Source organism: Methanothermococcus thermolithotrophicus DSM 2095 (assembly GCF_000376965.1).
GTDB lineage: Archaea > AGJL01 > Methanococci > Methanococcales > Methanococcaceae > Methanothermococcus > Methanothermococcus thermolithotrophicus.
On record NZ_AQXV01000052.1, the window covers coordinates 50,082 to 75,359 of the forward strand.

Annotated in this window: 23 protein-coding genes; 14 read left to right on the forward strand and 9 right to left on the reverse strand. The window is 31.4% G+C overall.

Annotated features, from left to right (window positions below; all coding sequences use genetic code 11):
- Positions 1 to 107 precede the first annotated feature (107 nt).
- Positions 108 to 1,112, reverse strand: a complete 1,005-nt coding sequence (locus F555_RS0106305; RefSeq protein ID WP_018154380.1) for a TRC40/GET3/ArsA family transport-energizing ATPase — start codon at positions 1,110 to 1,112, stop codon at positions 108 to 110.
- 305 nt (positions 1,113 to 1,417) lie between these two features.
- Positions 1,418 to 2,062, reverse strand: coding sequence for a DUF116 domain-containing protein (locus tag F555_RS0106310; RefSeq protein WP_026182991.1), 645 nt, complete (start codon positions 2,060 to 2,062; stop codon positions 1,418 to 1,420).
- A gap of 30 nt (positions 2,063 to 2,092) precedes the next feature.
- Between F555_RS0106310 and comB the strand changes: the two genes are divergently transcribed.
- Positions 2,093 to 2,836 (forward strand): 2-phosphosulfolactate phosphatase, encoded by a 744-nt coding sequence (gene comB / locus F555_RS0106315; RefSeq protein WP_018154382.1) that lies wholly within the window; start codon positions 2,093 to 2,095, stop codon positions 2,834 to 2,836.
- 64 nt (positions 2,837 to 2,900) lie between these two features.
- Here comB and F555_RS0106320 read toward each other — a convergent pair whose 3' ends face one another.
- The 5 genes from F555_RS0106320 to yhbY form a co-directional block, all read right to left on the reverse strand.
- Entirely contained in the window at positions 2,901 to 3,056 is a 156-nt protein-coding gene (locus tag F555_RS0106320) for a 50S ribosomal protein L39e (RefSeq protein WP_018154383.1), read from the reverse strand.
- 42 nt (positions 3,057 to 3,098) lie between these two features.
- Entirely contained in the window at positions 3,099 to 3,692 is a 594-nt protein-coding gene (locus tag F555_RS0106325; RefSeq protein ID WP_018154384.1) for a DUF7411 family protein, read from the reverse strand.
- A 16-nt stretch (positions 3,693 to 3,708) separates the two neighbouring features.
- A complete protein-coding gene (locus tag F555_RS0106330) occupies positions 3,709 to 4,050 on the reverse strand; it encodes a DNA-binding protein (protein ID WP_018154385.1) in 342 nt (113 codons plus the stop codon).
- An 88-nt stretch (positions 4,051 to 4,138) separates the two neighbouring features.
- Entirely contained in the window at positions 4,139 to 4,549 is a 411-nt protein-coding gene (locus F555_RS0106335) for a 30S ribosomal protein S19e (RefSeq protein WP_018154386.1), read from the reverse strand.
- A gap of 299 nt (positions 4,550 to 4,848) precedes the next feature.
- Positions 4,849 to 5,232, reverse strand: coding sequence for a ribosome assembly RNA-binding protein YhbY (gene yhbY, locus F555_RS0106340; protein ID WP_018154387.1), 384 nt, complete (start codon positions 5,230 to 5,232; stop codon positions 4,849 to 4,851).
- Positions 5,233 to 5,689: 457 nt separating this feature from the next.
- Here yhbY and mmp3 point away from each other — a divergent pair, with 457 nt between their 5' ends.
- The gene (mmp3, locus tag F555_RS0106345; RefSeq protein ID WP_018154388.1) at positions 5,690 to 7,192 is read left to right on the forward strand and encodes a methyl-coenzyme M reductase-associated protein Mmp3; all 1,503 of its coding nucleotides are present in this window, start codon (positions 5,690 to 5,692) and stop codon (positions 7,190 to 7,192) included.
- A gap of 201 nt (positions 7,193 to 7,393) precedes the next feature.
- Complete coding sequence (locus tag F555_RS0106350; RefSeq protein ID WP_018154389.1) at positions 7,394 to 8,560, forward strand: homocitrate synthase family protein; 1,167 nt, start codon at positions 7,394 to 7,396, stop codon at positions 8,558 to 8,560.
- A gap of 80 nt (positions 8,561 to 8,640) precedes the next feature.
- Here the strand turns inward: F555_RS0106350 and F555_RS0106355 are convergent, their stop codons facing one another.
- Positions 8,641 to 8,784, reverse strand: coding sequence for a 50S ribosomal protein L40e (locus tag F555_RS0106355; RefSeq protein ID WP_018154390.1), 144 nt, complete (start codon positions 8,782 to 8,784; stop codon positions 8,641 to 8,643).
- A 175-nt stretch (positions 8,785 to 8,959) separates the two neighbouring features.
- A complete protein-coding gene (locus F555_RS0106360; protein WP_018154391.1) occupies positions 8,960 to 9,466 on the reverse strand; it encodes a DUF367 family protein in 507 nt (168 codons plus the stop codon).
- A 411-nt stretch (positions 9,467 to 9,877) separates the two neighbouring features.
- Between F555_RS0106360 and F555_RS0106365 the strand changes: the two genes are divergently transcribed.
- From F555_RS0106365 to F555_RS0106415, 11 genes are all read left to right on the forward strand, one after another.
- Positions 9,878 to 10,960: a THUMP domain-containing protein gene (locus tag F555_RS0106365; protein WP_018154392.1), complete on the forward strand. Its 1,083-nt coding sequence runs from the start codon at positions 9,878 to 9,880 to the stop codon at positions 10,958 to 10,960.
- Between the two features lie 49 nt (positions 10,961 to 11,009).
- On the forward strand, positions 11,010 to 11,888 hold the full coding sequence (gene nifH, locus F555_RS0106370; protein ID WP_018154393.1) for a nitrogenase iron protein: 879 nt from the start codon (positions 11,010 to 11,012) through the stop codon (positions 11,886 to 11,888).
- Positions 11,889 to 12,117: 229 nt separating this feature from the next.
- Positions 12,118 to 13,500, forward strand: coding sequence for an FAD-dependent oxidoreductase (locus F555_RS0106375; protein WP_018154394.1), 1,383 nt, complete (start codon positions 12,118 to 12,120; stop codon positions 13,498 to 13,500).
- Between the two features lie 125 nt (positions 13,501 to 13,625).
- On the forward strand, positions 13,626 to 14,180 hold the full coding sequence (gene hpt, locus F555_RS0106380; RefSeq protein ID WP_018154395.1) for a hypoxanthine/guanine phosphoribosyltransferase: 555 nt from the start codon (positions 13,626 to 13,628) through the stop codon (positions 14,178 to 14,180).
- A 134-nt stretch (positions 14,181 to 14,314) separates the two neighbouring features.
- Positions 14,315 to 14,935 (forward strand): fumarylacetoacetate hydrolase family protein, encoded by a 621-nt coding sequence (locus tag F555_RS0106385; RefSeq protein WP_018154396.1) that lies wholly within the window; start codon positions 14,315 to 14,317, stop codon positions 14,933 to 14,935.
- A gap of 79 nt (positions 14,936 to 15,014) precedes the next feature.
- Complete coding sequence (locus F555_RS0106390; RefSeq protein ID WP_018154397.1) at positions 15,015 to 16,016, forward strand: potassium channel family protein; 1,002 nt, start codon at positions 15,015 to 15,017, stop codon at positions 16,014 to 16,016.
- Between the two features lie 112 nt (positions 16,017 to 16,128).
- Positions 16,129 to 17,262 (forward strand): DUF2117 family protein, encoded by a 1,134-nt coding sequence (locus tag F555_RS0106395; RefSeq protein ID WP_018154398.1) that lies wholly within the window; start codon positions 16,129 to 16,131, stop codon positions 17,260 to 17,262.
- Positions 17,263 to 17,285: 23 nt separating this feature from the next.
- Entirely contained in the window at positions 17,286 to 21,359 is a 4,074-nt protein-coding gene (locus F555_RS09240) for an AAA domain-containing protein (RefSeq protein WP_018154399.1), read from the forward strand.
- Positions 21,360 to 21,372: 13 nt separating this feature from the next.
- Positions 21,373 to 22,956 (forward strand): thiamine pyrophosphate-binding protein, encoded by a 1,584-nt coding sequence (locus tag F555_RS0106405; RefSeq protein ID WP_018154400.1) that lies wholly within the window; start codon positions 21,373 to 21,375, stop codon positions 22,954 to 22,956.
- A gap of 106 nt (positions 22,957 to 23,062) precedes the next feature.
- Positions 23,063 to 23,932 (forward strand): topoisomerase DNA-binding C4 zinc finger domain-containing protein, encoded by an 870-nt coding sequence (locus F555_RS0106410; protein WP_018154401.1) that lies wholly within the window; start codon positions 23,063 to 23,065, stop codon positions 23,930 to 23,932.
- 642 nt (positions 23,933 to 24,574) lie between these two features.
- The coding region (locus tag F555_RS0106415; protein ID WP_026182993.1) for an acylphosphatase at positions 24,575 to 25,278 on the forward strand (704 nt) is incomplete at its 3' end.

Genomic DNA, 25,278 nt, shown 5'->3' on the forward strand with positions numbered 1-25,278 from the left:
AATAACAATAAAGAATCTAAAAATTTTATTTTTTTATAATTTTTACTAATGCATAAAGCCATTAAAAATAAAAGAAAAGTAAAAAAGCTTTTTTATAATTTAATTAATTACTCTTTGTTTCCATAGAGTACTTTTGAGATTTCTTTTAATGCATCCAATCCCTTAGCTTCAGTTCTCAACAGAGGAACATGAGCTATGACTTTTTCTCCAAATTTCTCTTTTATGGTCTCCAATCTTTTTTGCTGGAGTCCTCTTCTTGCCCTACAGAAGTCACATTCGACATCTTCAGGGATTACCTGGTTAACTATTACAGCATCTATTGGAATCTTGTATTTTTCTAGAGCTCTCATTGCCCTTTCGCTTTCTAAAATACTCATTTCTTCAGGGATAACAACTAATCTAAATGAGGTTCTTTCAGGGTCGGCTAAAATGTTTCTTGCCCTTGTTATTTTTTCCTTCATAGCTTCCATTTCTTCCAATGCCTTGTCGTAATCTATATCTTCCCCTTTACCACCAAATGGCATCATTTTTTTCATCATCTTCATGAAGCCGCTCATCTGTTTCTTCAACTTGATCATTTTTGTCATGTACTTATCCATAATTTCAGGAAGTCCTAAAAATCTTAAGGTGTGTCCTGTAGGAGCTGTATCAAATACAACTACATCAAACTCATTGCTATCCATGTACCTTAGGAATACATCAAATGCCGCACTTTCGTCAGTACCTGGGGATAATGAAGCCATTTCTAACTGTTCTTCTAACATTCCACCGAGCATAGGATTTTCATCCACCTGACTTTTCAATTTATCCTTATACTCTTCCATGGCTTTTTGAGGGTCAATTTCAACAACATAGAGGTTGTCCATACCATTAACTTTTGTAGGTTCGTGGCCGAATTCTTGTTCAAAGCTATCTCTCAAAGAGTGGGCAGGGTCTGTAGAAACAATAACTGTTTTTAAACCTTGTTCTGCACAGAAAATCCCAGTAACCGCACTCATTGTAGTTTTACCAACACCACCTTTTCCACCGAACATTATGTACTTTGTACCGTTTTCCTTTTCCAATTTCTGTTTTGTAAGTCCCTTCAATGAGTTCTTTATTTTTGATAACATAATATCACCATAATCAATATACGTGTTAAAATGTATTAAACTATGTACCCATATCCTTATTTTGATAGGTAGTTTAATATCATTAGTAGTACCTTCATATTTTTATATGTTTTTAATATCGATTTATAGTGTTTGACACAGCAAAACTTAAATCCATTATACTAAAATATACCTACTCAACAAAGTTGAGTAGGTATCAGGTTTTGAAGTCACCTGAGTGAAACGAAGGTGAGCTACAAAAATCACAAAGTGATTTTTGTTCAACCCAAATCTTTTTTAAAAGATTTGGTCATATACTTTGATTATCAATTAGAATTTTCACTTAACCTGCTTATGAGCTCCTCAACATCCACTAGCGTATTTACACATCCATCTTTTATAAGGGGCTGTCCTTGAGTTGGTACCCCTTTCCTTGAAAGATAGTTCATTGCATGAAATAAATCACTGTAGCAGGCTACACCGAAAACCCCGCCTGGCCTATGTTCTTTCAGCACCCTCTTTAGAAATGTGGAACCTGGGACAATAAAAACCTTGTAGTTATTTTTTTCTGCAACCTTTATTATATCCCCAATAGAACACCGACCGCAGTGAACACATTCGACACCATTTAAGCCCAATTTCCCAGGACATTTTAAATCCCTAAGACAGTGTGGGAGTACCAAAACTTTATTTCTGGCTTTTTTGAATTTATTTGAGTAATATCTGTTGTAAAAATCTATCCCTGCCTTATAAAAAGTATCTTCAGTCCCTACAAGAAGAAATACCCTTAGAAGTGCAGAATAGAAGTTATTTGCAATGTAAAGTAATATCTTGGGAAATAGAAGTTTATCCCTTTTAACAAGGAAATACCCCAAAGTAAGAGCTACCGTTGTTATTAGCAATACTATTAATAGGATGGCGGCAAAAATTATACCTAGATATTCAAATATTCCATAACCTGTAAATTCCATAAATCCCATAATTATCACGGTGATTAAATAATGAATGTGTCAATATCATTCGATTTTATTCAGAGAAGAACGTGTGAAAATTCAGAACCTTTCGACCTTAAAGACTTCTGCACCATAGTTATAGATGTTCTTAGAGCCTCTACAACAATATGCACATTATTGGAATTATGCGATAACATATATATAACTGACAGTGTAGAGGAAGCCAGTACATATAATAACGCCATTAAAATTGGAGAGAGAAATGGAAAAAAACTAGAAAATTTTGATTTCGGAAACTCCCCTATTGAAATAAGACGGAATAAGGATAAAATACTATCCCAAGTAAAAAATGGAAAGGATATCGTTCTAACGACAACAAACGGAACAAGAATTTTAAAGAGTATAACCTGTGATCACATATTATTGGGCTCAATAACAAACGCAAAGTATGTGGCAGAGAAGGCATACCAAATATCAAAGGAACATAATAAGGATATTTTATTGATACCCTGTCATAGGAAAGGAAAATTTGCAATTGAAGACTTTGTAGGTGCGGGATTAATAACGGATCATCTTCTAAAACTTATAAAAGAAGAAAATAGCCACCATAATGAAGAACTAACCAGTGCCAGGTGTTTAACAAAAATGGACTGGAAAAGTTTGATAATGAATTCAAATTCTGCAAATAACTTAAAAAACTTAGGATACTATGAAGATTTAATATTCTGTACCTCTGAAAATATCCAAAAAACTGTTGGAATGTATAAAGATGGTAAAATAGTTAGGATTTAATTAATCCTTGAATAAAATAAGAATCCATGAAAAATAAGATTTTCCAATATCAAATATAAACCACTTATAATTTAAGGTTTTTTCTTCTCCAATGTCTCATTTTTGGGTGTGATCTTACTTTACCTTTTGTTTTTCCAACTACAAATAATGGTACTCTTCTATTTTGTTTTAAAGCCTTAGCCAGTCTTAATTTTTTACCCAAAGGTTTGTTGCTTGCCATTATTTCACCTCAATAATACTCTTTCTAAGAGAGCTGTAGAACTTAAGGTTTATTTATAAGTCCTACCACTCTTGACTGAATATGCTTTGGGAAGTACTTCAGAGGGTCTTCACCTCTCTGCCTTATGACCTCCCTTATTTCAGTTTCATAGTCAGATTTTAAAATTTCTTCACTTTCTTTTTCTGATACTATAAAATAATTGTTAACAAGATTTCTTAAGGTTTTGTGACCAAAGCCCATAAGTGGAGTTATATACTCAATTTTATATTTCATCTCAAGGCTTTGAACCTCTGAATGAGTCAGTTTAGGGACCCTATCATCCCTTCTTGTCCCGTCCACAATAATCTTGTATTTGCTGGCGAGAATTTCAAGTACTGACTTATGAAGGTATTGAATCCCATTTGCAGGGTACCCATCACTTAAAATAATATCTACCGATTTTTCAAGTAACTCCCTATCTAAGAATTCAACTTCATGTGGATAACCAAGTATTTTTGCAGTTTCTTGGGCATGCCTGTAGGAATCCAACACTCCAAAGTTTACAGTTATAAGCTGAATTTCATAGCCCAACTTTTCCAGAATCATGGCGGATAAAGAGCTATCCTTTCCACCGCTGAATAAAACATAGGCTTTCATAGATAACCAACATTTTTTATTTTCTCATTATCTTGATTTCTTTTTTAGGTTTATTGGCCTCGTATATCTTATCTAACAGCATTTTTAATTGAGCATCTGAAACTGGAATAGGAAGTCTTCCCATCTGGGCGAGCTGAATAAGTTGCACTTCAACTTGTTCGGCAAATTCAGGTTTTGCGAGTTTTATCCTTGCCAATCTTGATCTGGCTTCTTCGGACAAAATTTGCCTAAGTATTTTTTGTTTTTGAAGTTCGTATTGCATTTGTTGTTGCTGTTGGATCTGTTGGAGATTTTGTTCTTCTTCATATCTCTTTTGTAGTTCCAACATTTTCTGTTTTTTTATTTCTTCTGGGTCCATATAACCCCCTCAACTGAAGATTAATACGTCTAAAAAGACACGTGTGAAAATTAGAAGATTATTTAATAATAATCATAATTAAATTATTCTATTCCGCAATTTCTTTTGCAGTATTATCAACTAATGATTGTCCTTTTCCAGTGATAATTCTTCCTTTTTCTGTTCTTGCAACTAATTCTTTGCTTTCCAAAGCCTGTAATGCAGTTCTAATAATGTTCCCACTACCTTTTACAAATCTCTCAGGAGCGTGTCCTCTGTTCTTTCTTCCACCGTATGCGGTTCTTAATCTTTCAACACCAACAGGACCATTGGTATATATTTTTCTTAGAACTGAAGCACATCTTATGTACCACCAGCCATCATCTTCTGGTCTTCTTTCCTTGTGAGCTCCTGTTTTAACAAATTTTGTCCAAGCTGGTTCTTCAATGCCCATTTCTTTTAACTTTTCTGCTAATTTTTCAATTAATTTTGTTGGAGGGACGTCATAAACAGTTACCATTTCAACACCTCTATTTACATTTCTGTTAATGAATTAGTTATCTATTTTTCCATTATATAGTGTATCCTAATAGTTAAGAAAAAAACACCATGGAATTAATGAAATCAAAAGATTTCAAAGAGAGAGCTCTTCACTTCATATCACAACGAAGTTGCGAACGTGTTCGGAAGTAGAGCTCCGACAATTAGAGAAATTTAAAACTAAATATGTGTGTAACTCAAAATATCCGTGACCGGGCAATCTTTATTATAATTCGGTAACCCCATATATATTATTTTCTATCATACGTTATCAATACATTATTTTCTTAAATTTCTATTGGATCTAAACATTTCAAATTCTTGAATGTATTTATTTTTCTTAATTTTTCTAGTAGAATAACTTTTCCAGCCTTCTTTTGGCCTAAATAATGTTATTACATTACCCACCAAACTTATTATTTCTGAGTTGGTTTCACGGGCAATTTTTTCTGCAATTTCTTTTTTATCTTCACTTTCCAGTGCACTTTTTCTTATTTTTATTTTTATAAGACTTTTATCCTTTAGTTGCCTTTTAACTTCAGCAATTACTTTATCGACTCCTTCTTTCCCAACCCATACTACAGGCCCTATATCGTGTGACTTGGCCCTAAGTATCTTCTTGGCTTTTGATGTTACTCTTTTATCTTTCGTAATTTCACTCATAATATCACTCATAATTGTTAATTGTCCTAAAATAGATAATATATAGCAGTGTGCGATTTCCTATTACCCGCTGTAACCGAAAAAGTTACAGAGCTCGATCGGACAACTTTGTCCAATAACTAAATAATATCTTAAATCCATATATTTTCTGAATACTTGATAAATTTCATAATTTCATATAATATAATGTAATCATTGGAAATTTCATTTAATTATTGTATGTTTTATAATACACACCACCATACTCAGAACCATAAAATTGACAAAAATCAAAGTTTGTTCAATTTATAAAATATTTAAAATGCAATATATATAGATATGGTACGATTAGCTTATATGATATCTCATTTAAGTATAAAATAGTTTTGATAAATTAATATAATTTAAAAAACAATGATATTATTAACATTATCTTACTATATATTATGATCTGATTAGGATATGGAGCTGATGATTTATGGAAGTACTTGTAAATGATAAACCAAAGTCAGGGAAACTTCTTAAAGATGTCATAAGTGGGGAACCTTATGTTGAAGGGGCCAATATTGTAATTATCAAAGGGGTAAAAACAAAGGTAGAAGAAGAATCAAAAAAATATAGAATATTAACTACCAAAGGGCCCATGATTCTTGTAATAACGGAACATAACGAAACTGTAGAGTTCTGGAATAAAAACTACAAATCCTTTGAAAATAAAACTTTACGATGGAAAGGAGTATCGGATTTAGCATTTGGTGCGATAACAATAGACTTGAACGTAAGTGCCGACAAGAAAAAATTAAAAAAATGGGACGTTGTTTTAAGTATTTCTGGACTTGATAAAAATGAGGGACACCTTGTTTTTATTAGAAAAGACCTGGAAGAAGTATATGGTCTTGAAAATCCAAAAATAGGTATATTAATCGGTGGAAAAAGGGTTTTATCCAATTTAAAACCTGAAGATAAAATAATATCAATTGAGCCATTAAGGGAGTCTAAAGAGGAAATAGATTACGTTGTAACTAATGATTTAAACACTAAGCTACAGGACGGCTGGAAAATATATACCTACTCTGAAGCTGAATTTGATGGACCACCAAAAAGCGTTGAACACAGCCTTGCAATTATGGAAGATGGTTATTTCGAAGTTACAGAGCATACAAATACTTATGTCGCTGACTGTAGATTGCAGACTTTATTAATTGATGAAGAAAACTTTGAGGATAGGGATAGAGGAGTTATATCTGTTAGAAACACAGGAACTGGTGTAGGGAAGGTATATATTTACAAGGAAAATAGGGTTTCCACGTTATCCCATACGATAGTAGGTAAAATAACCAAAGGAATGGATTTAGTTGATTTTTCAGATAGTGGTATAATAACGGTATTGACTAAACCCGAGAGATTAAACGCTATTGGTAAAACCCAAAAAGAAGCTAAAGAACTGTTTAAAAAGCATAATATTAAACATAATTTAGACGGAATAGCTGATGAAGATGCGATTGTTGTAGATCAAAGCCCCGAATATACAATGGATATTATAAAAAGTGGAGAGGTAACCACAAAAGGAATATCTCCAGATGATATTCTTTACATTAAAATATTCGATGAAGACGCCCCTGTAACAGCATGGTACTTTAGAAAAACTACAGGATTAACCACAAAGAGAATAGGAAAACTAAAGGTATATCTAAGTCACAAGGATATGGCAATGTTTGAAAGAAATCTGGAATATGCAAAGGGATTGTTACCCGAAAACACCCCTCAAGATACATTGGACGGAGGTTACATAGCGGTAACAAACATGGTGAAGAAATATAAGGGATACATAGGAGTTAGACTAAGTAAAAGTGACAAATACGGTCCTACTGGTGAATCCTTTGAAGGAACCAATGTTGTTGCTAAAATAGTAAAAAATTCAGATGTTCTCAAAAAGATCAAAAGTGGGGATACCCTATACATACTGGAAGTTAAGGATTAATCTCAAATCATATTAAATTATGGTAATAAATTATGATAATTGTACTTATTTAGATCACGTGTGGTCGCAGTCGTCAACGAAATTACACCATATTTATCCATCCTAGTTTCAGATGATATTTATTAAATCGTTAACGACTAATAGTTGATACCAACTAATAAATCCAATATATATTGTTAAATCATCAATAGAGGTATTATTATGGATTGGAAAGCAGTATCACCTTATAACCCAAAATTAAAATTAAAAGACATTTATCTGTATGATACAACATTAAGAGATGGAGAACAAACACCAGGTGTGTGTTTTTCCAAAGAAGAAAAACTAGAAATTGCTAGGAAATTAGATGAATTGGGAATTAAACAAATTGAAGCAGGATTTCCAGTAGTATCCGAAAAAGAGGGAGATGCAGTAAGATCAATCGCCAATGAAGGTTTAAACGCTGATATACTTGCCCTATGTAGGGTTCTAAAAGATGATATTGATAAAGCATTAAAATGTGACGTAGATGGTATAATAACATTTATAGCTACATCACCACTCCATTTGAAGTATAAATTTAATAAAACTCTTGATGAAGTAGAAGAAATGGGAATGAAAGCAATAGAGTATGCAAAAGACCATGGATTATTTGTTGCCTTCTCAGCTGAAGATGCTACAAGAACTCCAATCGAAGATATTATAAGAATTCATAAAAATGCAGAGGAACACGGTGCAGATAGGGTCCATATTGCGGATACAGTAGGTTGTGCCACACCACAGTCTATGGAATTCATATGTTCGGAATTAAGTAAAAATCTAAAAAAAGCACACATAGGTGTTCATTGCCACAATGATTTTGGATTTGCAGTTATAAACTCAATTTATGGTTTAATTGGGGGGGCTAAAGCTGTTTCAACCACAGTAAATGGAATAGGTGAAAGGGCAGGAAACACGTCTTTGGAAGAAATAGTAATGGCTTTAAAAGTACTCTATGATGTTGATATGGGCCTAAATATAGAAGTGCTCACTGAGCTCTCTAAACTGGTGGAAAAATATTCAAAAATAAAGGTTCCTGAAAACAAACCGATAGTTGGAGAAATGGTATTCTATCATGAAAGTGGAATACATGTAGATGCAGTTCTTGAAAATCCGCTAACTTATGAACCATTCCTACCTGAAAAAATTGGTCAGAAGAGGGAAATAATACTTGGAAAACATTCTGGATGTAAAGCTGTAGCTCATAGATTAAATGAATTAGGGATGGATGCTACAAGAGAGGACATGTGGGAAATTGTAAAGAAAATAAAAGCCACCAGGGAAAAAGGAATAGAAATAAATGATGAAATATTTAAAAAGATAGTACATGAAGTAATTGGAAAAGAATAAGTTTAAATTTATTATACTTTAAAAATTTTTAAAAATAAAAATAGATAAAAAAATAGAGCATAACAAAAAGATTGTTTGGTTTATCCTCTAGCTTCTTTTGCTTTAGGTCTTAACTTTGAGTATCCACATTTTCTACATTTTTTAGCTTTCCATGAGTTTCTTGCGTTGCATCTCATGCAGATTTTTTTCATAAAAATTCTTTTTATTGCTTCTTCAAAAGCCATTTAAATCACCTATTGTTTCCTTTCAAAATCTCATTAAGCTTTTTTAAAGGCTTAGATGCCAAAGTTAGCGGACCTTTGTATCCAACCCGTTAGAAAAGGAGGTTGGATCGAAAGGCTTAGTCATCCTTTTTCATCACGGCAAAGCCGTGAGTAATAAATCCTGAAGGGATTTATCTTAAAGTTTTCCTAAAACTTTGTTCTGAATTTTGATTATTTCATCTGATGTTTTACCACGATACTTTTCAAGTAATTCACTATTAACATCTATAAAAGCATTTGCCCATTTGAAACCATTTAATAAAGAGATGGCATCATTTTTATAGTTTGTGATATATAGTGTTGCTATAAATGCTTCTAAGGTAGATAATTTACAAGGTTTTCCATAATTAACAGGGTTTGCTGCTATTAAAAATGGTAAACTACGCTGATTTTTTGTCCCAGATTTTTTAAATATTTTTTCTGCCTGTTTCCATGAACAGTCCAGTGCAAGTATCCCATATTTTTCAATTATAGGACGATCTTCAACGGAAACTGTTTTTTCGGCAAAAGGATTGAGTAATATACTTCCTTTTGGTATTTTGTAGTGGTTGTTTATTATCTTTGCCTTTCCCAACCTGCCCATTTTTAATGCAGTACATCTCTTTGGATCACACTGGTTTGCATGGTAAATAAATAGCTTCATAGTTGAATATCACCACATATATACTTAACTTAACCTAGGGTCATCTAATGGTATGTTCGTTCCACAATATTTACAATCTACATTTACAATTTACAATTTGCATAAGTATTGGGATACATTCAAAGGAATTACTGATACCTCAACTAAACCAAAGGTTTTTGTCGAGCATTGGAATTTTTCAATCTAATCTATGCTTGAATTATCCGGGGAACGACTAGAACGACTATAGACAACTATATGTTATTTTTAGATAGGATTTGAATTGATTCTTATTAAAATTTTAAACATTATTATACAATAAAATAAATTTTTAAAAACTGTGGAGTTAAAGAATTTAATATAAATATAATTATTATTTTGTTGGATGAGTATATTATTAAATCTTTAGGATTTAAGCTTAATGGTGGTATTGTGGAAAAATCTAAAAATATTAAAAATATTAAAGCAGGATTTTTACTCAGTGGAGAACATGAAGAATTACCTTTCGCAGAGTTAAAAGCTTTATTGGATGTTTATGAAATCGATATAAATAATATAGATATTTTTGGGAATTATTACGTTTTAGAAGGTAAGTTTACCTCCGAGATTATTAAAAAAATTATTAAGCGAGGAGGATATTTAAACGAAGGACATTTAATACTTTTAGAGTATAAAATCAATGACAGCAATACAGAAAATGACGATAAATGGCTAAAAGATTTCTATAAAAAAGTCGAAGATCTAGAAATTCCCTTATCTCCAGAAGATAGCTTTGCAGTTCGTGTTTTAAAAATTGATAAAGAGAGTACAATAAACTCAATGGATGTTGAAAGAGAGCTCGGAAGGATAGTTAAGGATAAAACTGATTCTAAGGTAAAACTAAAAAACCCGTTAAAAGTTGTAAGGGTGGTTGTACTAAAAGATAGAATATACTTGGCATTAATTTTAGAAAAAAGAGATAAAGAATACTTTCAAAAAAACAGGCCTCACCTAAGAGCATATTTTCATCCTGGATGTATTTTACCAAAGCTTGCAAGGTGTTTAGTTAATTTATCTAGACTTAAAAAGGGAGATGTATTGTTAGATCCATTCTGTGGAACTGGAGGGTTTTTAATCGAAGGAGGTTTTATGGGACTTAAATTAATTGGAAGCGACATTGACGACGATATGGTAAACGGAACTCTCCTAAATCTCAAATCATACAATCTTACAGAGCATATAATCTCAATAAAAAAATGGAACGCAGGAGATATTAAGAGCTTTTTAAAGCAGTTGAATGTTAAATATGTCGATGGGATAGTTACAGATCCTCCCTATGGAATTTCAACCTCTGCAAAAGGGAATATTGAAGAAATTTTAAACAATCTAGGAGATGTTTTGAAAAAAGATGGGTACTTGGTTTTTGCATCGTCAAGAAAAATAAATTTAGACCTGGAATTAATGGAAATGTATGAGCTATATATACACAAGAGTTTAACAAGATATATTCATGTATATAAAAAGACAGATAATTAACCATAATATCGCAATACACGATAAATAATTACATGATAAAGGTGATATTTTGAAACAGATCGCTTTTTATGGAAAAGGAGGAATAGGAAAATCCACCACAGTGTGCAACATTGCCGCAGCTCTAGCAGATCAGGGTAAAAAAGTAATGGTCGTTGGATGTGATCCAAAGCATGATTGTACTTCAAATTTAAGGGGCGGACAGGAAATTCCAACAGTTTTAGATATCCTTAGGGAAAAAGGACTGGACAAACTAGGTTTAGAAACCATAATAGAAAAAGAAATGATAGAAATTAACGACATCATTTATGAAGGGTACAATGGAATCTACTGCGTTGAAGCAGGAGGGCCAAAACCAGGATATGGTTGTGCAGGACGAGGAGTAATTGTGGTAATAGATCTTTTAAAAAAGATGAATTTATATAAGGATTTAAAACTCGATATTGTACTCTACGATGTTTTAGGGGACGTTGTATGTGGTGGATTTGCCATGCCACTAAGAATGGGACTTGCAGAACAGATCTATGTTGTTACATCATCGGATTATATGGCAATATATGCTGCAAACAACATATGTCGCGGGATAAGTGAATTCGTTAAAAGAGGAGGAAGCAAATTAGGAGGATTAATATATAACGTAAGAGGGTCCATGGATGCATACGACATTGTAAATGAATTTGCAGATAAACTTGGTGCAAATATCGTAGGGAAAGTTCCAAACTCCCATTTAATACCTGAAGCAGAAATAGAAGGAAAAACTGTTATAGAATACGATCCTAATGACGAAATAAGCCAAGTGTATAGGGAGCTCGCAAAAAAAATTTATGAAAATAATGAAGGGACAATTCCAAAACCTTTGGAAAACATTGAAATAATGACTATCGGTAAAAAGATAAAAGAAAGACTAAAAAAAGAGAGAATGAAAAACTAAATGTAGAATTAAAGAATAATTAAACTAATGCTATTATAATGCTATTAAATACTTTGTTTTTTGTTATTATATGTTAGATACAGTCGTTTGACAAAAGTAGGTTACGAACATATCTTAAATCAATAATATTCTAAATAGTAACTTAGAATTCCTAACGAGCCTGTTATTCTAAAAATGGAAATAAATCTTTTCAATTAACCGTCAGGCGACTTTATGTTATGGTGATACTATGAAGATTGTAGTGGTGGGAGGAGGTACTTCTGGCCTTTTATCAGCTCTTGCACTGGAAAAAGAAGGTCATGATGTTTTAGTACTTGAAAAAGATAAAGTAGGAGGCCTTTGTAGGAGTGAAAATATAGATGGTTACACTGTTGATATCGGTGTTCATGCAATAACTATGTTAAATGATGGACCGTTGACAAGATTGCTGAACAACTATGCAAGATATATTCCTAATTTCAGAGAATACGGAGATTATTATGTTAGAACGGATAAATTACACAAAATACCTGTATCTATGAATGAATGGATGACTACAAATCTAATCCCACACCGTGACAAAATTTTAATTACTACAAAAATCATGGACTTGATGACCACAGGTTTTACAAAAGATAGTTCTGTTTACGATATTGTGAGGGACCTGAATTTAAGCGATACATCTATAGATTTCTTCAATACAATATCATTCTTCCTAAGTGGGGAGGATATGGAAAAAACGCCATTATGGAGGCTTTTCACGGGGGCAGGATATATTCCAGAAGACGACATACTACCTTTCATCTACAAGGATATGAAGATAAACCCACTAAAATCAGCCATATTCAAAAAATTTGGTACTGAAAAAATTATGAGAATTTTAAACGATGGATTTTTAACATCCATAAAGAACAGTTCTAAGCGATACATAGCCAAATTTATAAATAGAAATAGATATTGGACCCAAGGCTATCCTGTTGGAGGTGTTCAGTCCATATGCAACTGTATAACCTATTCAATGAATACAACCAAAATAAAAAATGAAGAAGTTATAAAAATTGTAGAAGAAGGTAAAGGATACATTGTAGAAACAAAAGAAAACAGTTATTATGCAGATGTTGTTGTATATTCTGCCCCTTCAAGAACCCTTCCAGATATTGCAAAAATTGACGATATACAAAAACACCGCAATAAATTAAAGAATATAAAATTTACAGAGTCCTTAACCGTTTGGGTAGGTCATGAAAAAAACTGTTTTCCTTACTTAGGTTCTGAAGTCTGGATAGATCACCCCTGCTGGGCCACAACTACATCAAATTACGATAAAAGTTTAGCGCCAAAGGGAAAACACCTAATGGGTTTTTCATTTATAAATGTAAAAAAAGAAGATGCCTTGGGCATAATAGAAGACAAAATGAATATAGATTTGGATAAATCAGATATGATTCATATTCAAAAACACATACCTGAACAAGCTTCATGCTCTGTAGGTCAATTCTTTGTTTATCCTAAGGTAAAAGATAATTTCTTTGTTGTAGGTACAGACGCAGACCCACGAAGTATGGGAATAACAAGGGCAGCTTATTCTGTAGAGGTCATGCTCTCTGAATTTAAAAATACGTATGGCATGTAAATTATGACACGTAAATAATCCATAAGATTCAAACCTACAAATTTAATAATTTTAAAATCAAAGATACATTTAATACATTATTTATCGTTACGATAAATATACTCTAACTTATAGGAGGATACATTATGATATTAGAAGAATCGTTAAAATCATGCCCGACAGTAAAAAGAGGAAAATACGAATACTTCATACATCCTATTTCAGATGGGGTACCAGTTGTTAAACCAGAGCTCTTGAGGGAAGTTACCACAAGAATAATTAAAATGGCAGATATGGACATAGATAAAATAGTTACAGCAGAAGCCATGGGCATTCCAATTGCAACCACCATATCGCTATTTACAGACATACCCTATGTAATCATGAGAAAGAGGGAATACAAGTTAGAAGGAGAAATTCCAGTCCATCAGGAAACTGGATACAGTAAAGGGGAGCTATATTTAAACGGAATCCAAAAAGGAGATAGAGTCTTAATTTTGGATGATGTAATATCCACTGGAGGAACTTTAATAGCCATAATTAAGGCATTAGAAAAAGCTGGAGCAGAAATAAAAGATATAGTGTGTATAATAGACAGGGGCGAAGGAAAAAAAGAAGTAGAAGAGAAAACAGGATACAAAATAAAAACACTGGTTAAAATAGATGTTGAAGATGGAAAAGTTGTATTTGTTGATGAATGATTATCTTGCGCTTCAAAATTAATGATACATAATTGCCAACACCAAATATAATACAAGAAATTAAAGTTTGAATTTTTTATTGGATAGGTTTTGTCATTTAATTGTAACGATACATTAGTGAATAAGGTGAAATTATGGATGATATGAAAAGTTTAAAACCAACAAAAATCATCTGCGTTGGTTTAAACTACATAGATCATGCGAAAGAACTTAACATGGAAATTCCAAAAGAGCCGATAATCTTTTTAAAACCAACATCTGCCATAATATACAATAACGATACAATTGTAAGGCCGAAAATATCAAAAAGAGTGGATTACGAAGTTGAATTGGCCATAGTAATCGGAAAAGAATGTAAAAATGTAAAAAAAGAAGATGCGATGGAGCATATAAAAGGATATACTATATTAAACGATGTTACGGCAAGAGATCTTCAAGAGAAAGATGGCCAATGGACAAGAGCCAAATCTTTTGATACTTTTTGTCCAATAGGTCCAAAAATAGTTTCTGACTTGGATCCTCATGATTTGGATATTCAGCTCAGGTTAAATGGGGAGGTAAAGCAAAAGTCAAACACAAAAAATATGATATTTAAAGTTGACGAGCTCGTTGAATTTGTATCATCAATAATGACGTTATACCCTGGAGATATTATATCAACAGGTACACCTCCAGGGGTTGGCCAGTTGGAAAAAGGAGATATTGTTGAGGCAGAGATCGAAGGCATAGGAATTTTAAAAAATTATGTTGAATAACTACATTATCTGCGAATGAGCGATATAAACATAAAATATAAATATAACTAACTAACTTTCACAGTTGTGGAATGAGAAAATGGAAGCTTTAAATCAGATAAAAGTTGGAATAATTACCATTGGTATGATTATTATTTTTGCAACCATTGGATGGATGCATATTGAGGGATGGGATTTATTTACGTCACTCTATGTCTCCATAATAACAGTATCAACTGTTGGCTATGGGGATGTAACTCCTCAAACATTTTTAGGAAAATTGCTGTCATTAATTATCGTTGTATCTGGCGTCGGTGCTGTTGCATATACCTTTTCAGGTATTGCAAGATTTTTTATTGAGGGGCAGTTTAAAAGAATCATAAGGTTGAAAAAAATGCAGAATAGGTTGAAAAAATTAAGTGACCACTACATAATATGCGGTTTTGGGAAATTTGGAAAAGTCGTAGCTAAAAAATTTAAGGATGCAGGAGTTCCATTTGTTGTCATAGATGAAGATCAGCAAACTGTTGATGAAATATTGGAAAAGTATCCTAACCTAATATATGTAGTCGGGGATGCAACATCTGACGATGTTTTATATAAGGCAGGTATTGAGAGGGCCAAAGGATTGATTACTGTCGTTGATTCAGATGCTGAAAATGTTTTTATAACACTATCTGCAAAACGACTTAATCCAAATATATACACTGTAGCCAAGGCCGAAAATAAGAACACAGTTGACAAACTGCTAAAAGCTGGGGCGGATAGAGTAGTTTCACCATACGATATCGGCGGTTCAAGAATAGCAGAAATGTCCTTAAAACCTGAAGTTTTTGATTTTGTAAGTAGTTTGATGGATACATCTCAAGATATGGAAATAGGAAAGTTTCAAATACCTAAAACATCTGGAATCGTAGGTAAAACACTTTATGAGTCTAAAATAAGACCAAAAACCGGTGCCACAATATTGGCAATAAAAAAAGGAAATGAACTATTAGTTAATCCAGGTCCAGATACTGTTTTGGATAAAGATAATATAATATGCGCCTTTGGAACAAAAAAACAGCTTGAAGAACTCAAAAAAATACTAGATGACAAATAACTTAAAATATAGTCGTTCCAAATATATTTGCATAATATATTCGAGGCTATTTTCAATACAATAATACCACATAACTTAGTGGAACGACCATAATAACGCATTGAGGAATATTATGAAAATAGGCGTAGTAATTCATGGACCGGAAATTATAGATAGCGGTTATGCTTCCAAGATTTTAAAACTTCTGGAAGAATTCAGTGAAACCACATATTTAAAGGTTAAACTAGGGGGTACGATGGGAAGGGTGGCGGTTATCGATAACAATTTAGAAAATATTATAGATATATCTGAAAAAATGGTGCCATCCCAGTGTTTAAAAAAACTAAGCGATAACGATATTTTAATTTTAATGAACTATGGTAAATCAAAGGAAACTGGACATACCTTTGGAAAAATAGTTGTAAGCAGGGCGAATGTTGATAAACCAATAATACAGATAGAAAGACCCGGTGAAAAAGACGGAACAATTTTAATATGGGATAATAATGCTACTAACTCAGATAAACTAAATAATTTAATAAATTACCTATCTGAAAAATTAAATTTAAAAGTTGAAAGTTGCATAAGTGAAGGACTAAATACATGGAAAGATGGCAATAAAACATTTAGGAAAGTTCATGGGGTAGATAAAAACGAAACGATTATGCTAAATGGAATAATAATTGGAAAAGCCCTTGAAAATAACATAACCATAGTCGAAGAAGACGGAAAAATAGTGGATATAATAAATGGGGAAGTTAAATGGCATGGTGTTGAGAAACTCGGTAAAATCAATTTAGAAAAAGCCATTATAAAGACTGGAATTTTAAGAAGACATCCTCCGAATATTAAGAAAAATAAAAAAGAAATGAAAATAACAAAGAAAAATGAAAACGATAAAAAGGGGGGAGAAGTTATCATCATAAATCATGCTGGAGAAGACGTGCTAGAGTATATAAAAAATAAAACCAACCCCATAGTTATAACAATAGGGGACGATACAACAACAATTTGTGGAGACATTTTAGCTAGATTTGGGATAAAAATAATAGGAATCACAGACGGAGATAGGGACGATATTTTAAAAGATCCAATAATTACGGAAGGTTCGAATATCTTTTTAATAAAAAACTGGAAAGATGACGACGTTGGAAAGATATTGGGGAAAAAACTGAAAAATAAAAACTTAACCTATGATGATACATTATATCGTATAAAAGAGATTCTAAATAAAAATAAAATTGATTATTGTATTAATAAATATTAACAAAACTATGAGGGGGGGAATATATGGATAATATTCTATCGAAATATAGAGATAGATTAGTAAATATCAGACGAAATAATAAAACACTAAATTTAGGAAAATTGACTAAAAAATTCTTTGACCTATCGGAGCTCTGTGAGTATAACTTCAATGAGGGGGCCTTGGTTGATTACACTATTTCATGTAAAGAATATGATTTATTTAAAATTGGAATATTTAAACAATCGACTGAGGAAAATCTAAAACGAAGGGATAATGAAGAAAAGATTTATAAAAAATTGCGAAAAATCGACCAAGAGGCAGATTTGATAAAAAGGACGAGTGGAATGCATGTGGAATATATTGGATATCCATTTATCGAAGGGAAAATTGGAGATGCAACCATAAAAGCACCGTTATTATTGTTTCCAGTAGATTTAACTACAAATAGAAAGACTCAGATAATTAAATTAACTCCTCAAACTGATATGGGCATTCAATTTAATAAATCATTAGTATTTGCTATTGAAAAATATTTAGGGCAGTCAATAGATGAAAACGACCAAATTGAGATAATAAACATCATAGTTAATAAAAAAATCGATTTAAATCAAAGAATAGCAAAGATTCTAGAGGTATTGTCAAAATATATCCTTATAAGTGATGAATTACCAAAAGCAACCATTGAAAAATTTTCTGATAACTTAAATGATGAGAAAATTTTTAGGTTGGTAGATGAAAACGACCAGATAGGGATAATAAACACCAAGTTAATAAAAAAAACTGATTTAAATCAAAAAACAGCAAAGATTATGAAGATATTATCAAACTTAAATAATGAGAAAATTTTTAGAATAAGAAATTATATGATATTAGGAATTTTCGTTCAATTTTCAAATGCCATTGCAAAAGACTATGAAAAACTTATGAAATTAGATGATTTGGGATTAATTAGTTATTTATTAAACGGTAATTCAGATTATGAATTTGATGGAATAGATATTGACGATATTAGTGAAAATGAAAAATATTTTATATCGGACATTGATCCAAGTCAAGAAGCCAGTATAATGTCAATTGTTAACTCAAATAATAAGGGAATAGTAATACATGGCCCCCCGGGAACTGGGAAATCACAAACAATAGTTAATTTAATAAGTCAGTTTGTGAAGGATAAAAAGAAAGTTTTGATGGTATGTCAAAAAAAGACGGCTCTTGATGTGGTAAAAAATAGGTTAGATGCAGTAGGGATTAAAAATGCAGTATTAATTGAAGATTATGCACGAGATAGAAATCATACACTTAAAGAAATGGAAAAAATTATCAATGAGTGCGATATTCCTAATTATTATAATGATTATGAACTACAAAAAATAAATAACCAAATTGATGAAAAAATAAAAGAATTAAATGAATTAAAAGAGATTTTAGGAAAAAAATATGAATGTGGGCTCTCTCTTTTTGAACTGTACTCTAAAAATAAAGATAAAAACAATATTGTAAAAGAATCTAAACTTAGAAATATTTTTTTAAAATATAAATATGATGAAGTAATGGATTCTCTAAGTAAATTGGAAAAATTATTACCATATGCCAAATATGGCAATGGTATTATGCAATTAAGAAAAAATTGGAAAGATTTAGCATACACTGATAAAGAAAAAATTGAAGAATTACTAGAACAACTGATTAAATTGAATAAAACCATTGAACATTTTGAAATACCTAACTACACCAAAAAAGAATATAATCATAAATTATTAGATGAAGTTTATAATTATATGCAAGATATTCAAAGGTTGATTGAACTGCTTAATGGTGGTAAACTAGAATGCCAAATTCTAGAAAATAAAATATCTAGTTTTGAAAGTCAATTGAAAATATTGGATAAGCTAATAATCCCCGACAACTCTCAAATTAATTATAATGAACTAAAACAGAATGAAACTTATTTAATAACATATGGTAAATATTCTAAACAATTATTTGTATCAAAATTTATATCGAAATTATTCAATTCAGAATTTAGGAGCTCCGAAAAAATAGTTAAGGAATTAGAAAATAAATCAAATATTGGCTTTAAGGAATTGTATAAAATTTACAAATCATTAGAATCATTGGATGACAATTTTAATATTCCTGAAAAATTAACCAGAACTACAATTGAAAATTGGAAAGAGGAAAAATTAAACGAATTATTAATTTGGAAAATATATTATAGGTTAAAACCGAAATTCGAGCTCCAAGAATTGCTAAACAATGAAACCGAAATTTTAAGAACCTTAAATAAATTAAAAAGTTTTGGAGAATTGCATACACAATATCAACAAAATTTAAAAGTGCTATCTGGATATTTCAACAATGTTGAAACATTGAGAAATAATCAAATGATGGAAATTTTAGAGTATGTTACTGATGAATTTGATGACATACGATATTATGACACATTGAAAGATGATTTAAAAAATAATGCAGAATTGATATTATTTGATTATTTGAGCAAATACGATAAGGATAATATTTTAAACACTTATTATTATATTTGGATTGACAATATAGAGAAAAATTCAAAAGTATTCAGGACTGTCAAAAAAATAGACAATTATGAAGATATTAAAAAGGAGTTAAATGAGTTATATTCTCAAAAATTCCAAGAAACAAAGAAACATTTAAACGCAGTACTAAAAAACATTGCACCATGTAAAGAAGCAAAAAACAAAATACCTTATGAAGCAAATAAAAAAAGAAGAAGAAAACCACTAAAAGAAATAATAGAACTATATGAAAATGATGTATTAGATATAATCCCAATATGGCTGACAACTCCCGATGTAGTTTCAGCAATATTCCCATTAAAAAAGGGATTATTTGATATTGTAATATACGATGAAGCTTCGCAAATGCCTATGGAATACGCCCTTCCATCACTATATAGGGCTAAAAGATTTGTAATTGCAGGGGACGAGAAACAATTGCCACCAACTGACTTTTTCAAGGCTTCCTTTGATGACGATGATGATGAAATTGAAGGTATAGATGAGCTCGAAGCAAAGTCATTGTTAGAGCTCTGTAAAACACGATGTCCAACGGCGTTATTGTCATACCACTATAGGGCAAAATATGAAGAGATTATAAACTTTTCAAATTATGCTTACTATAATGGTAAAATAGCAATTTCACCAAATAAACACAGAGGAAGACCATTTGAATTTATAAAAGTTAATGGTAGATGGGAAAATAGAAAAAACTATGTGGAAGCTAAAAAAGTTGTTGAAAAAGTCTATGAACTATTAAATGAAAACAGTGAAAAATCCATAGGAATAATTACCTTCAATTCTGAGCATAGGGATTTAATAATAGATGAACTGGAAAGAAAAGCATCAGAGGATGATGAATTTAGGATACTATATGAAAAATCCTTAAATCTTAAAAAAGACAATGAAGATATGAGTCTATTTGTTAGAAATATTGAAAATGTTCAGGGTGATGAAAGGGATATTATTATATTTTCAACGGCATACGCAAAAGACAAGGATGGTCGATTGAGGTATAATTTTGGACCATTAAGTAGAGTTGGTGGAGAAAATAGGCTAAATGTTGCAATAACGAGGGCAAAGGAAAAAGTGATAATAATTACATCAATTGAACCAGATGAATTAAAAGTTGAAAATTTAAAAAATGAAGGTCCAAAATTGCTAAAAAAATATATGCAGTATGTGAAATTTATATCTAATGGAGACTATGCAAACGCCGAAATAATATTGAATTCACTTTGCAATATTGAAAAATTAAATGAATTACAATTTGATAGCCCATTTGAAGAGGAAGTTTATGATGAATTAACAAAAAGAGGGCATACAGCCTACACTCAGGTTGGATGTTCAAAATACCGGATAGATTTAGCAATAAAACATCCAAAAGAGGATAAATACATATTAGGAATAGAGTGCGACGGTGCAACATACCACAGTTCAAGAAGTGCAAAAGAAAGAGATATGTATAGGCAGAAGTTCTTAGAAATGAAAGGCTGGAAAATCGTTAGAATATGGAGTAGGAATTGGTGGAAAAACAGGGAAAAAGAAATCCGTAGGATTGAAAATGAAATAAAATATACTTAAAAATAGTGATAATATGAAATTTTACAATGCCATTTTGGATTTCTTCCAGGAAAAAAATATAAAAACAGTTTTTTCGTACCCTGGAGAACAAATTTTACCACTATACAATGCATTAAATGAGAGCTCCGACATAAAAAATATAATGGTTAGACACGAACAGGCCGCAGCTCATGCAGCGGATGGTTACAGTAGAATAACAAACTATTTAGGTGTTTGTCTAGCCACTGCAGGTCCGGGAGCTACCAATTTAACAACGGGAATAGCAACGGCATATAAAGATTCTTCATCGGTAATCTATATAACCGGAAGATGCAACCGCAAATATTTAGATAAAAATTACTTTCAAGAGATGCCGATGGATTTTTTGAATATATATAAAGGATACTTCATAGATTCTGGCGATATTAACTACTTTGAAAAGGCATTTTCCGAAACTCTGGATAGTAAAAAACCTATTCATTTAAACATTCCAGCGGATGTTTTAAATTCAAATTTGGAAAACTATAATATATCCCATAGAAACAGCATTCATGAAAATATTGATGGCAAGGATAGTACCTATCAGCATATAATAAAAACCAAAAACATTAATAAACCATTATTACTTATAGGTCAAGGTATTTATGGAAAGTTATCGTATAAAGAAATGTTAAAAATAAATGAAATACTAAAAAACAGTACCATCCCCATTGCAACAACTTATCCTGCAAGGGGCGTTATTGATGAAAATAATGAAAAATGCTTAGGATTGGTTGGAAGAAGAGGAACTTATTTAGCAAATAACTATCTTCTAGAATGTGATGCAATTTTCTCAATTGGAGCTAGTTTTTCATACAACACGATACCTGAAAGCATTAGGGATAGAATTTTTCCAAAGATAATTGATTTAAAGGTTAAAATCAACAATATAAATGAAATTAATGTTTTAATGGAAGAATTAAATAGTTTGGATTATAATGTTAATGAAACCACCTCTAAAGAGTTAAAAATAGATGATAAAGCAAAAAATTATAAAAACATAAAATTAGGAGACCAAAACAAAGTGAAAGGTTGTGAAATCGAGGTTTTACTCGATTATTCCTCAAAGATTAATGAAATAATTAAAAATCTACCTGAGGATACCATAATAACCACAGATGCTGGAAACCATACGGTTTTTGTATCTTTACTAAAAAAATGTGTAGCTCCGAGAAATATCATCTCATCCCATTCTATGGGAACCATGGGATTTGGACTTCCATGTGCCATTGGAGTTAAATTTGGATGTTTAGATTACAAAATTGATAGAGAAGTAGTCTCAATAAATGGTGATGGCGGATTCCAGATGAATATGCAGGAATTAGCCACGATTTCAGAAAATAACTTAAAAATACTTATTATAGTTATGAAAAACAATCGATTAAACGTTTTTGGAGATATAAAAAATCCGGATTTCAATAAAATAGCAGATGCTTATGGGATCGATAATGTCTATATTGAGAATATCGAAGATATTGGGGAAAACGTTAAATACTATCTGAAAAATTCCAAACCTTATTTAATGGTTATTGAATGTGAAAACGAAAAATTGCCTAAACCAGTATTTTTAGATGTCTAAAAACTATCACCCTGTTTTCAAAGACATTTAAAATAAGAGCTCTTTGAAGAAATTCAAAAACCCATTTAATTATTATTTAAATTATTATGAATTTAAAGGTGAAATTATGATGGACGAATTATTTAGAATTTTACCTAGCAATATACATTTTAATGTTACAGAGCTATGTAAAAAAACCTGGAATCAGAACTGGGAAGTACCAGAAGGGCTTATATCCATTGTAGGGCTTAAAAATGGTAAAAAACCTGTTTTCCACTATGGAGTAGCTGGAAACTGTAGGAAAAAATTCATATTAAAAAAAGGAACTTCAAACAACGGTAACAAATTCATCAACGCCAGGCTTTACTTTGAATTCGATAGAAATGAAATAATAGGAAAAGAAAAATACGTGGTTGCCAATGGATTCAATGGACTTTTATTATGTATTAAAATTAGCAAGGAAGAATTTATAAACACATTTAAAAAAACACTACTCGAAGAATACAATAAAAATGATGAACACACCAAAGAAGTTTTAGAAAGGATGAAAGATAGAAACATGTTTGAATCCATTGAAGAAAGTGCCCAGTATATTGCAAACAGAGATTACAACTGGTTAATTGGTAGATTAAAATATAAATCAAAACTATTCAACTATTCAGGGCAAGGGTATTGGTTACTTCCACTTAAAACCAAAATGGAAATCACACCCGGTTTTATAGTTAATGACAACAAAATAATAATAGATTTAGAAGATACTACACTATTTGAAAACTATTTGATATATGTAGATACCAAAAATAGTATTATCAGATATAATGGAGAGAGGCTGTGTACCACAGGTTTCTCAGTTATAGATGAAATAAGAAAGCAAATTGATGATTATACCTGTCCTTGGTGTGGTGGAAGATTAAAAATGATAAAAACCAAAAAAGGAGAATTCTTAGGATGTTCAAACTACCCTGGTTGCTTATATAGAAGATTTTTAAATAAATAAACTATTTTTTATATTTTATATTAAATTTGATATCAATATTTTAAAAGAGAGATTTAAAAAGGAGGTGTGTTGAAGTAGAAAAAAGAAATGTATTTGCACCAGTTAACACCTCTACCATGGGGCAGAAGTTCTTGCCCCATACAATAATATCCATTTTAGTTTTTACGCATTCCCTACAAGCGTAACTTCAAACTTCCCCTCCCTGAATCAATTTATCTAACCACTTGGTGGTAGACTTCTTACGAATCTATACTCAGGTATTAGGTAAATTCCCCCGATATTATATTATCATAACTAGTATATAAATGATAATGATTTAAAGTTAAAAAAAATTATGAATGTAATGATATGTGTTATATTTTTTTCGATAGTTTTTTGAACTCATAATATAATACTTATTTTGATAGTTAGTTTGTATAATAAAAAACATTGTTTTTTTAGCAGTTAAATTTATAGTGGTGTGCATTATTTACTTAACTAATAAATGTAGGTAAATTTTATTTGAACGTAAATATATACTGCTAAATTGAAACATGGGCATATTCACTACAGTTATTTAATTTTAATGTATTATTTAGTTCATTGAAATTGCGCATCACTATATTTGTAATTAGAATTTTATCCATTTACTTGGAGGATAATATGGCCATTAAAAACATAATCATAAAGGGCATAGTTCAAGGAGTGGGATTCAGGCCTTTTGTTTACAGAATAGCCCAAGAAAACCGTTTAAAAGGATACGTTAAAAATATGGGAAATTACGTTGAAATAGTTGTCGAGGGGGATGAAAACAGCATAAAAAGTTTTTTAAATGATTTAAAAAACAAAAAACCCCCACTATCTCAAATTAATGAAATAAAAATAAAGGATATTGGGCATGATTTGGTAGGCACTTACGATAATTTTAGTATTGAAAAAAGTGAAAAATCACCAGAAGATGAAGAGGGAACAATACCTCCAGATATAGCAATCTGTGACGACTGTTTAAAGGAAATGATGGATAAAAACGACGTTAGATGCAAATATCCATTTATAGCCTGCACAAACTGCGGTCCAAGATTTACAGTTATTGAAAAACTCCCATACGATAGAGAAAATACATCAATGAAAGAATTCCCATTGTGCGACGACTGTTTAAAAGAATACGAAAACCCGATGGATAGGCGATTCCATGCCCAGGCTACATGCTGTCCAAAATGCGGCCCCAAGGTATTTTTAACAGATAAAGAAGGAAATATTTTATTCGAAGAAGATAATTCGATAAACAACCATACTAATCTTTCAGATTCGCTGGTTTCTCATTCCATTCGAAACTGTACGAATCCTTCGGATTCGCTGGTTTCTCA

Bases quoted from the DNA above. Each gene is read 5' to 3' on its own strand.
- F555_RS09240 (WP_018154399.1), top strand. From the start codon at position 17,286: ATGGATAATATTCTATCGAAATATAGAGATAGATTAGTAAATATCAGA.
- F555_RS0106405 (WP_018154400.1), top strand. From the start codon at position 21,373: ATGAAATTTTACAATGCCATTTTGGATTTCTTCCAGGAAAAAAATATA.
- F555_RS0106410 (WP_018154401.1), top strand. From the start codon at position 23,063: ATGATGGACGAATTATTTAGAATTTTACCTAGCAATATACATTTTAAT.
- F555_RS0106375 (WP_018154394.1), top strand. From the start codon at position 12,118: ATGAAGATTGTAGTGGTGGGAGGAGGTACTTCTGGCCTTTTATCAGCT.
- mmp3 (WP_018154388.1), top strand. From the start codon at position 5,690: ATGGAAGTACTTGTAAATGATAAACCAAAGTCAGGGAAACTTCTTAAA.
- F555_RS0106335 (WP_018154386.1), bottom strand. From the start codon at position 4,549: ATGGTAACTGTTTATGACGTCCCTCCAACAAAATTAATTGAAAAATTA.
- F555_RS0106305 (WP_018154380.1), bottom strand. From the start codon at position 1,112: ATGTTATCAAAAATAAAGAACTCATTGAAGGGACTTACAAAACAGAAA.
- F555_RS0106360 (WP_018154391.1), bottom strand. From the start codon at position 9,466: ATGAAGCTATTTATTTACCATGCAAACCAGTGTGATCCAAAGAGATGT.
- F555_RS0106395 (WP_018154398.1), top strand. From the start codon at position 16,129: ATGAAAATAGGCGTAGTAATTCATGGACCGGAAATTATAGATAGCGGT.
- hpt (WP_018154395.1), top strand. From the start codon at position 13,626: ATGATATTAGAAGAATCGTTAAAATCATGCCCGACAGTAAAAAGAGGA.
- yhbY (WP_018154387.1), bottom strand. From the start codon at position 5,232: ATGAGTGAAATTACGAAAGATAAAAGAGTAACATCAAAAGCCAAGAAG.
- F555_RS0106385 (WP_018154396.1), top strand. From the start codon at position 14,315: ATGGATGATATGAAAAGTTTAAAACCAACAAAAATCATCTGCGTTGGT.
- F555_RS0106330 (WP_018154385.1), bottom strand. From the start codon at position 4,050: ATGGACCCAGAAGAAATAAAAAAACAGAAAATGTTGGAACTACAAAAG.
- F555_RS0106355 (WP_018154390.1), bottom strand. From the start codon at position 8,784: ATGGCTTTTGAAGAAGCAATAAAAAGAATTTTTATGAAAAAAATCTGC.
- F555_RS0106310 (WP_026182991.1), bottom strand. From the start codon at position 2,062: ATGGAATTTACAGGTTATGGAATATTTGAATATCTAGGTATAATTTTT.
- F555_RS0106390 (WP_018154397.1), top strand. From the start codon at position 15,015: ATGGAAGCTTTAAATCAGATAAAAGTTGGAATAATTACCATTGGTATG.
- comB (WP_018154382.1), top strand. From the start codon at position 2,093: ATGAATGTGTCAATATCATTCGATTTTATTCAGAGAAGAACGTGTGAA.
- F555_RS0106320 (WP_018154383.1), bottom strand. From the start codon at position 3,056: ATGGCAAGCAACAAACCTTTGGGTAAAAAATTAAGACTGGCTAAGGCT.
- F555_RS0106325 (WP_018154384.1), bottom strand. From the start codon at position 3,692: ATGAAAGCCTATGTTTTATTCAGCGGTGGAAAGGATAGCTCTTTATCC.
- F555_RS0106350 (WP_018154389.1), top strand. From the start codon at position 7,394: ATGGATTGGAAAGCAGTATCACCTTATAACCCAAAATTAAAATTAAAA.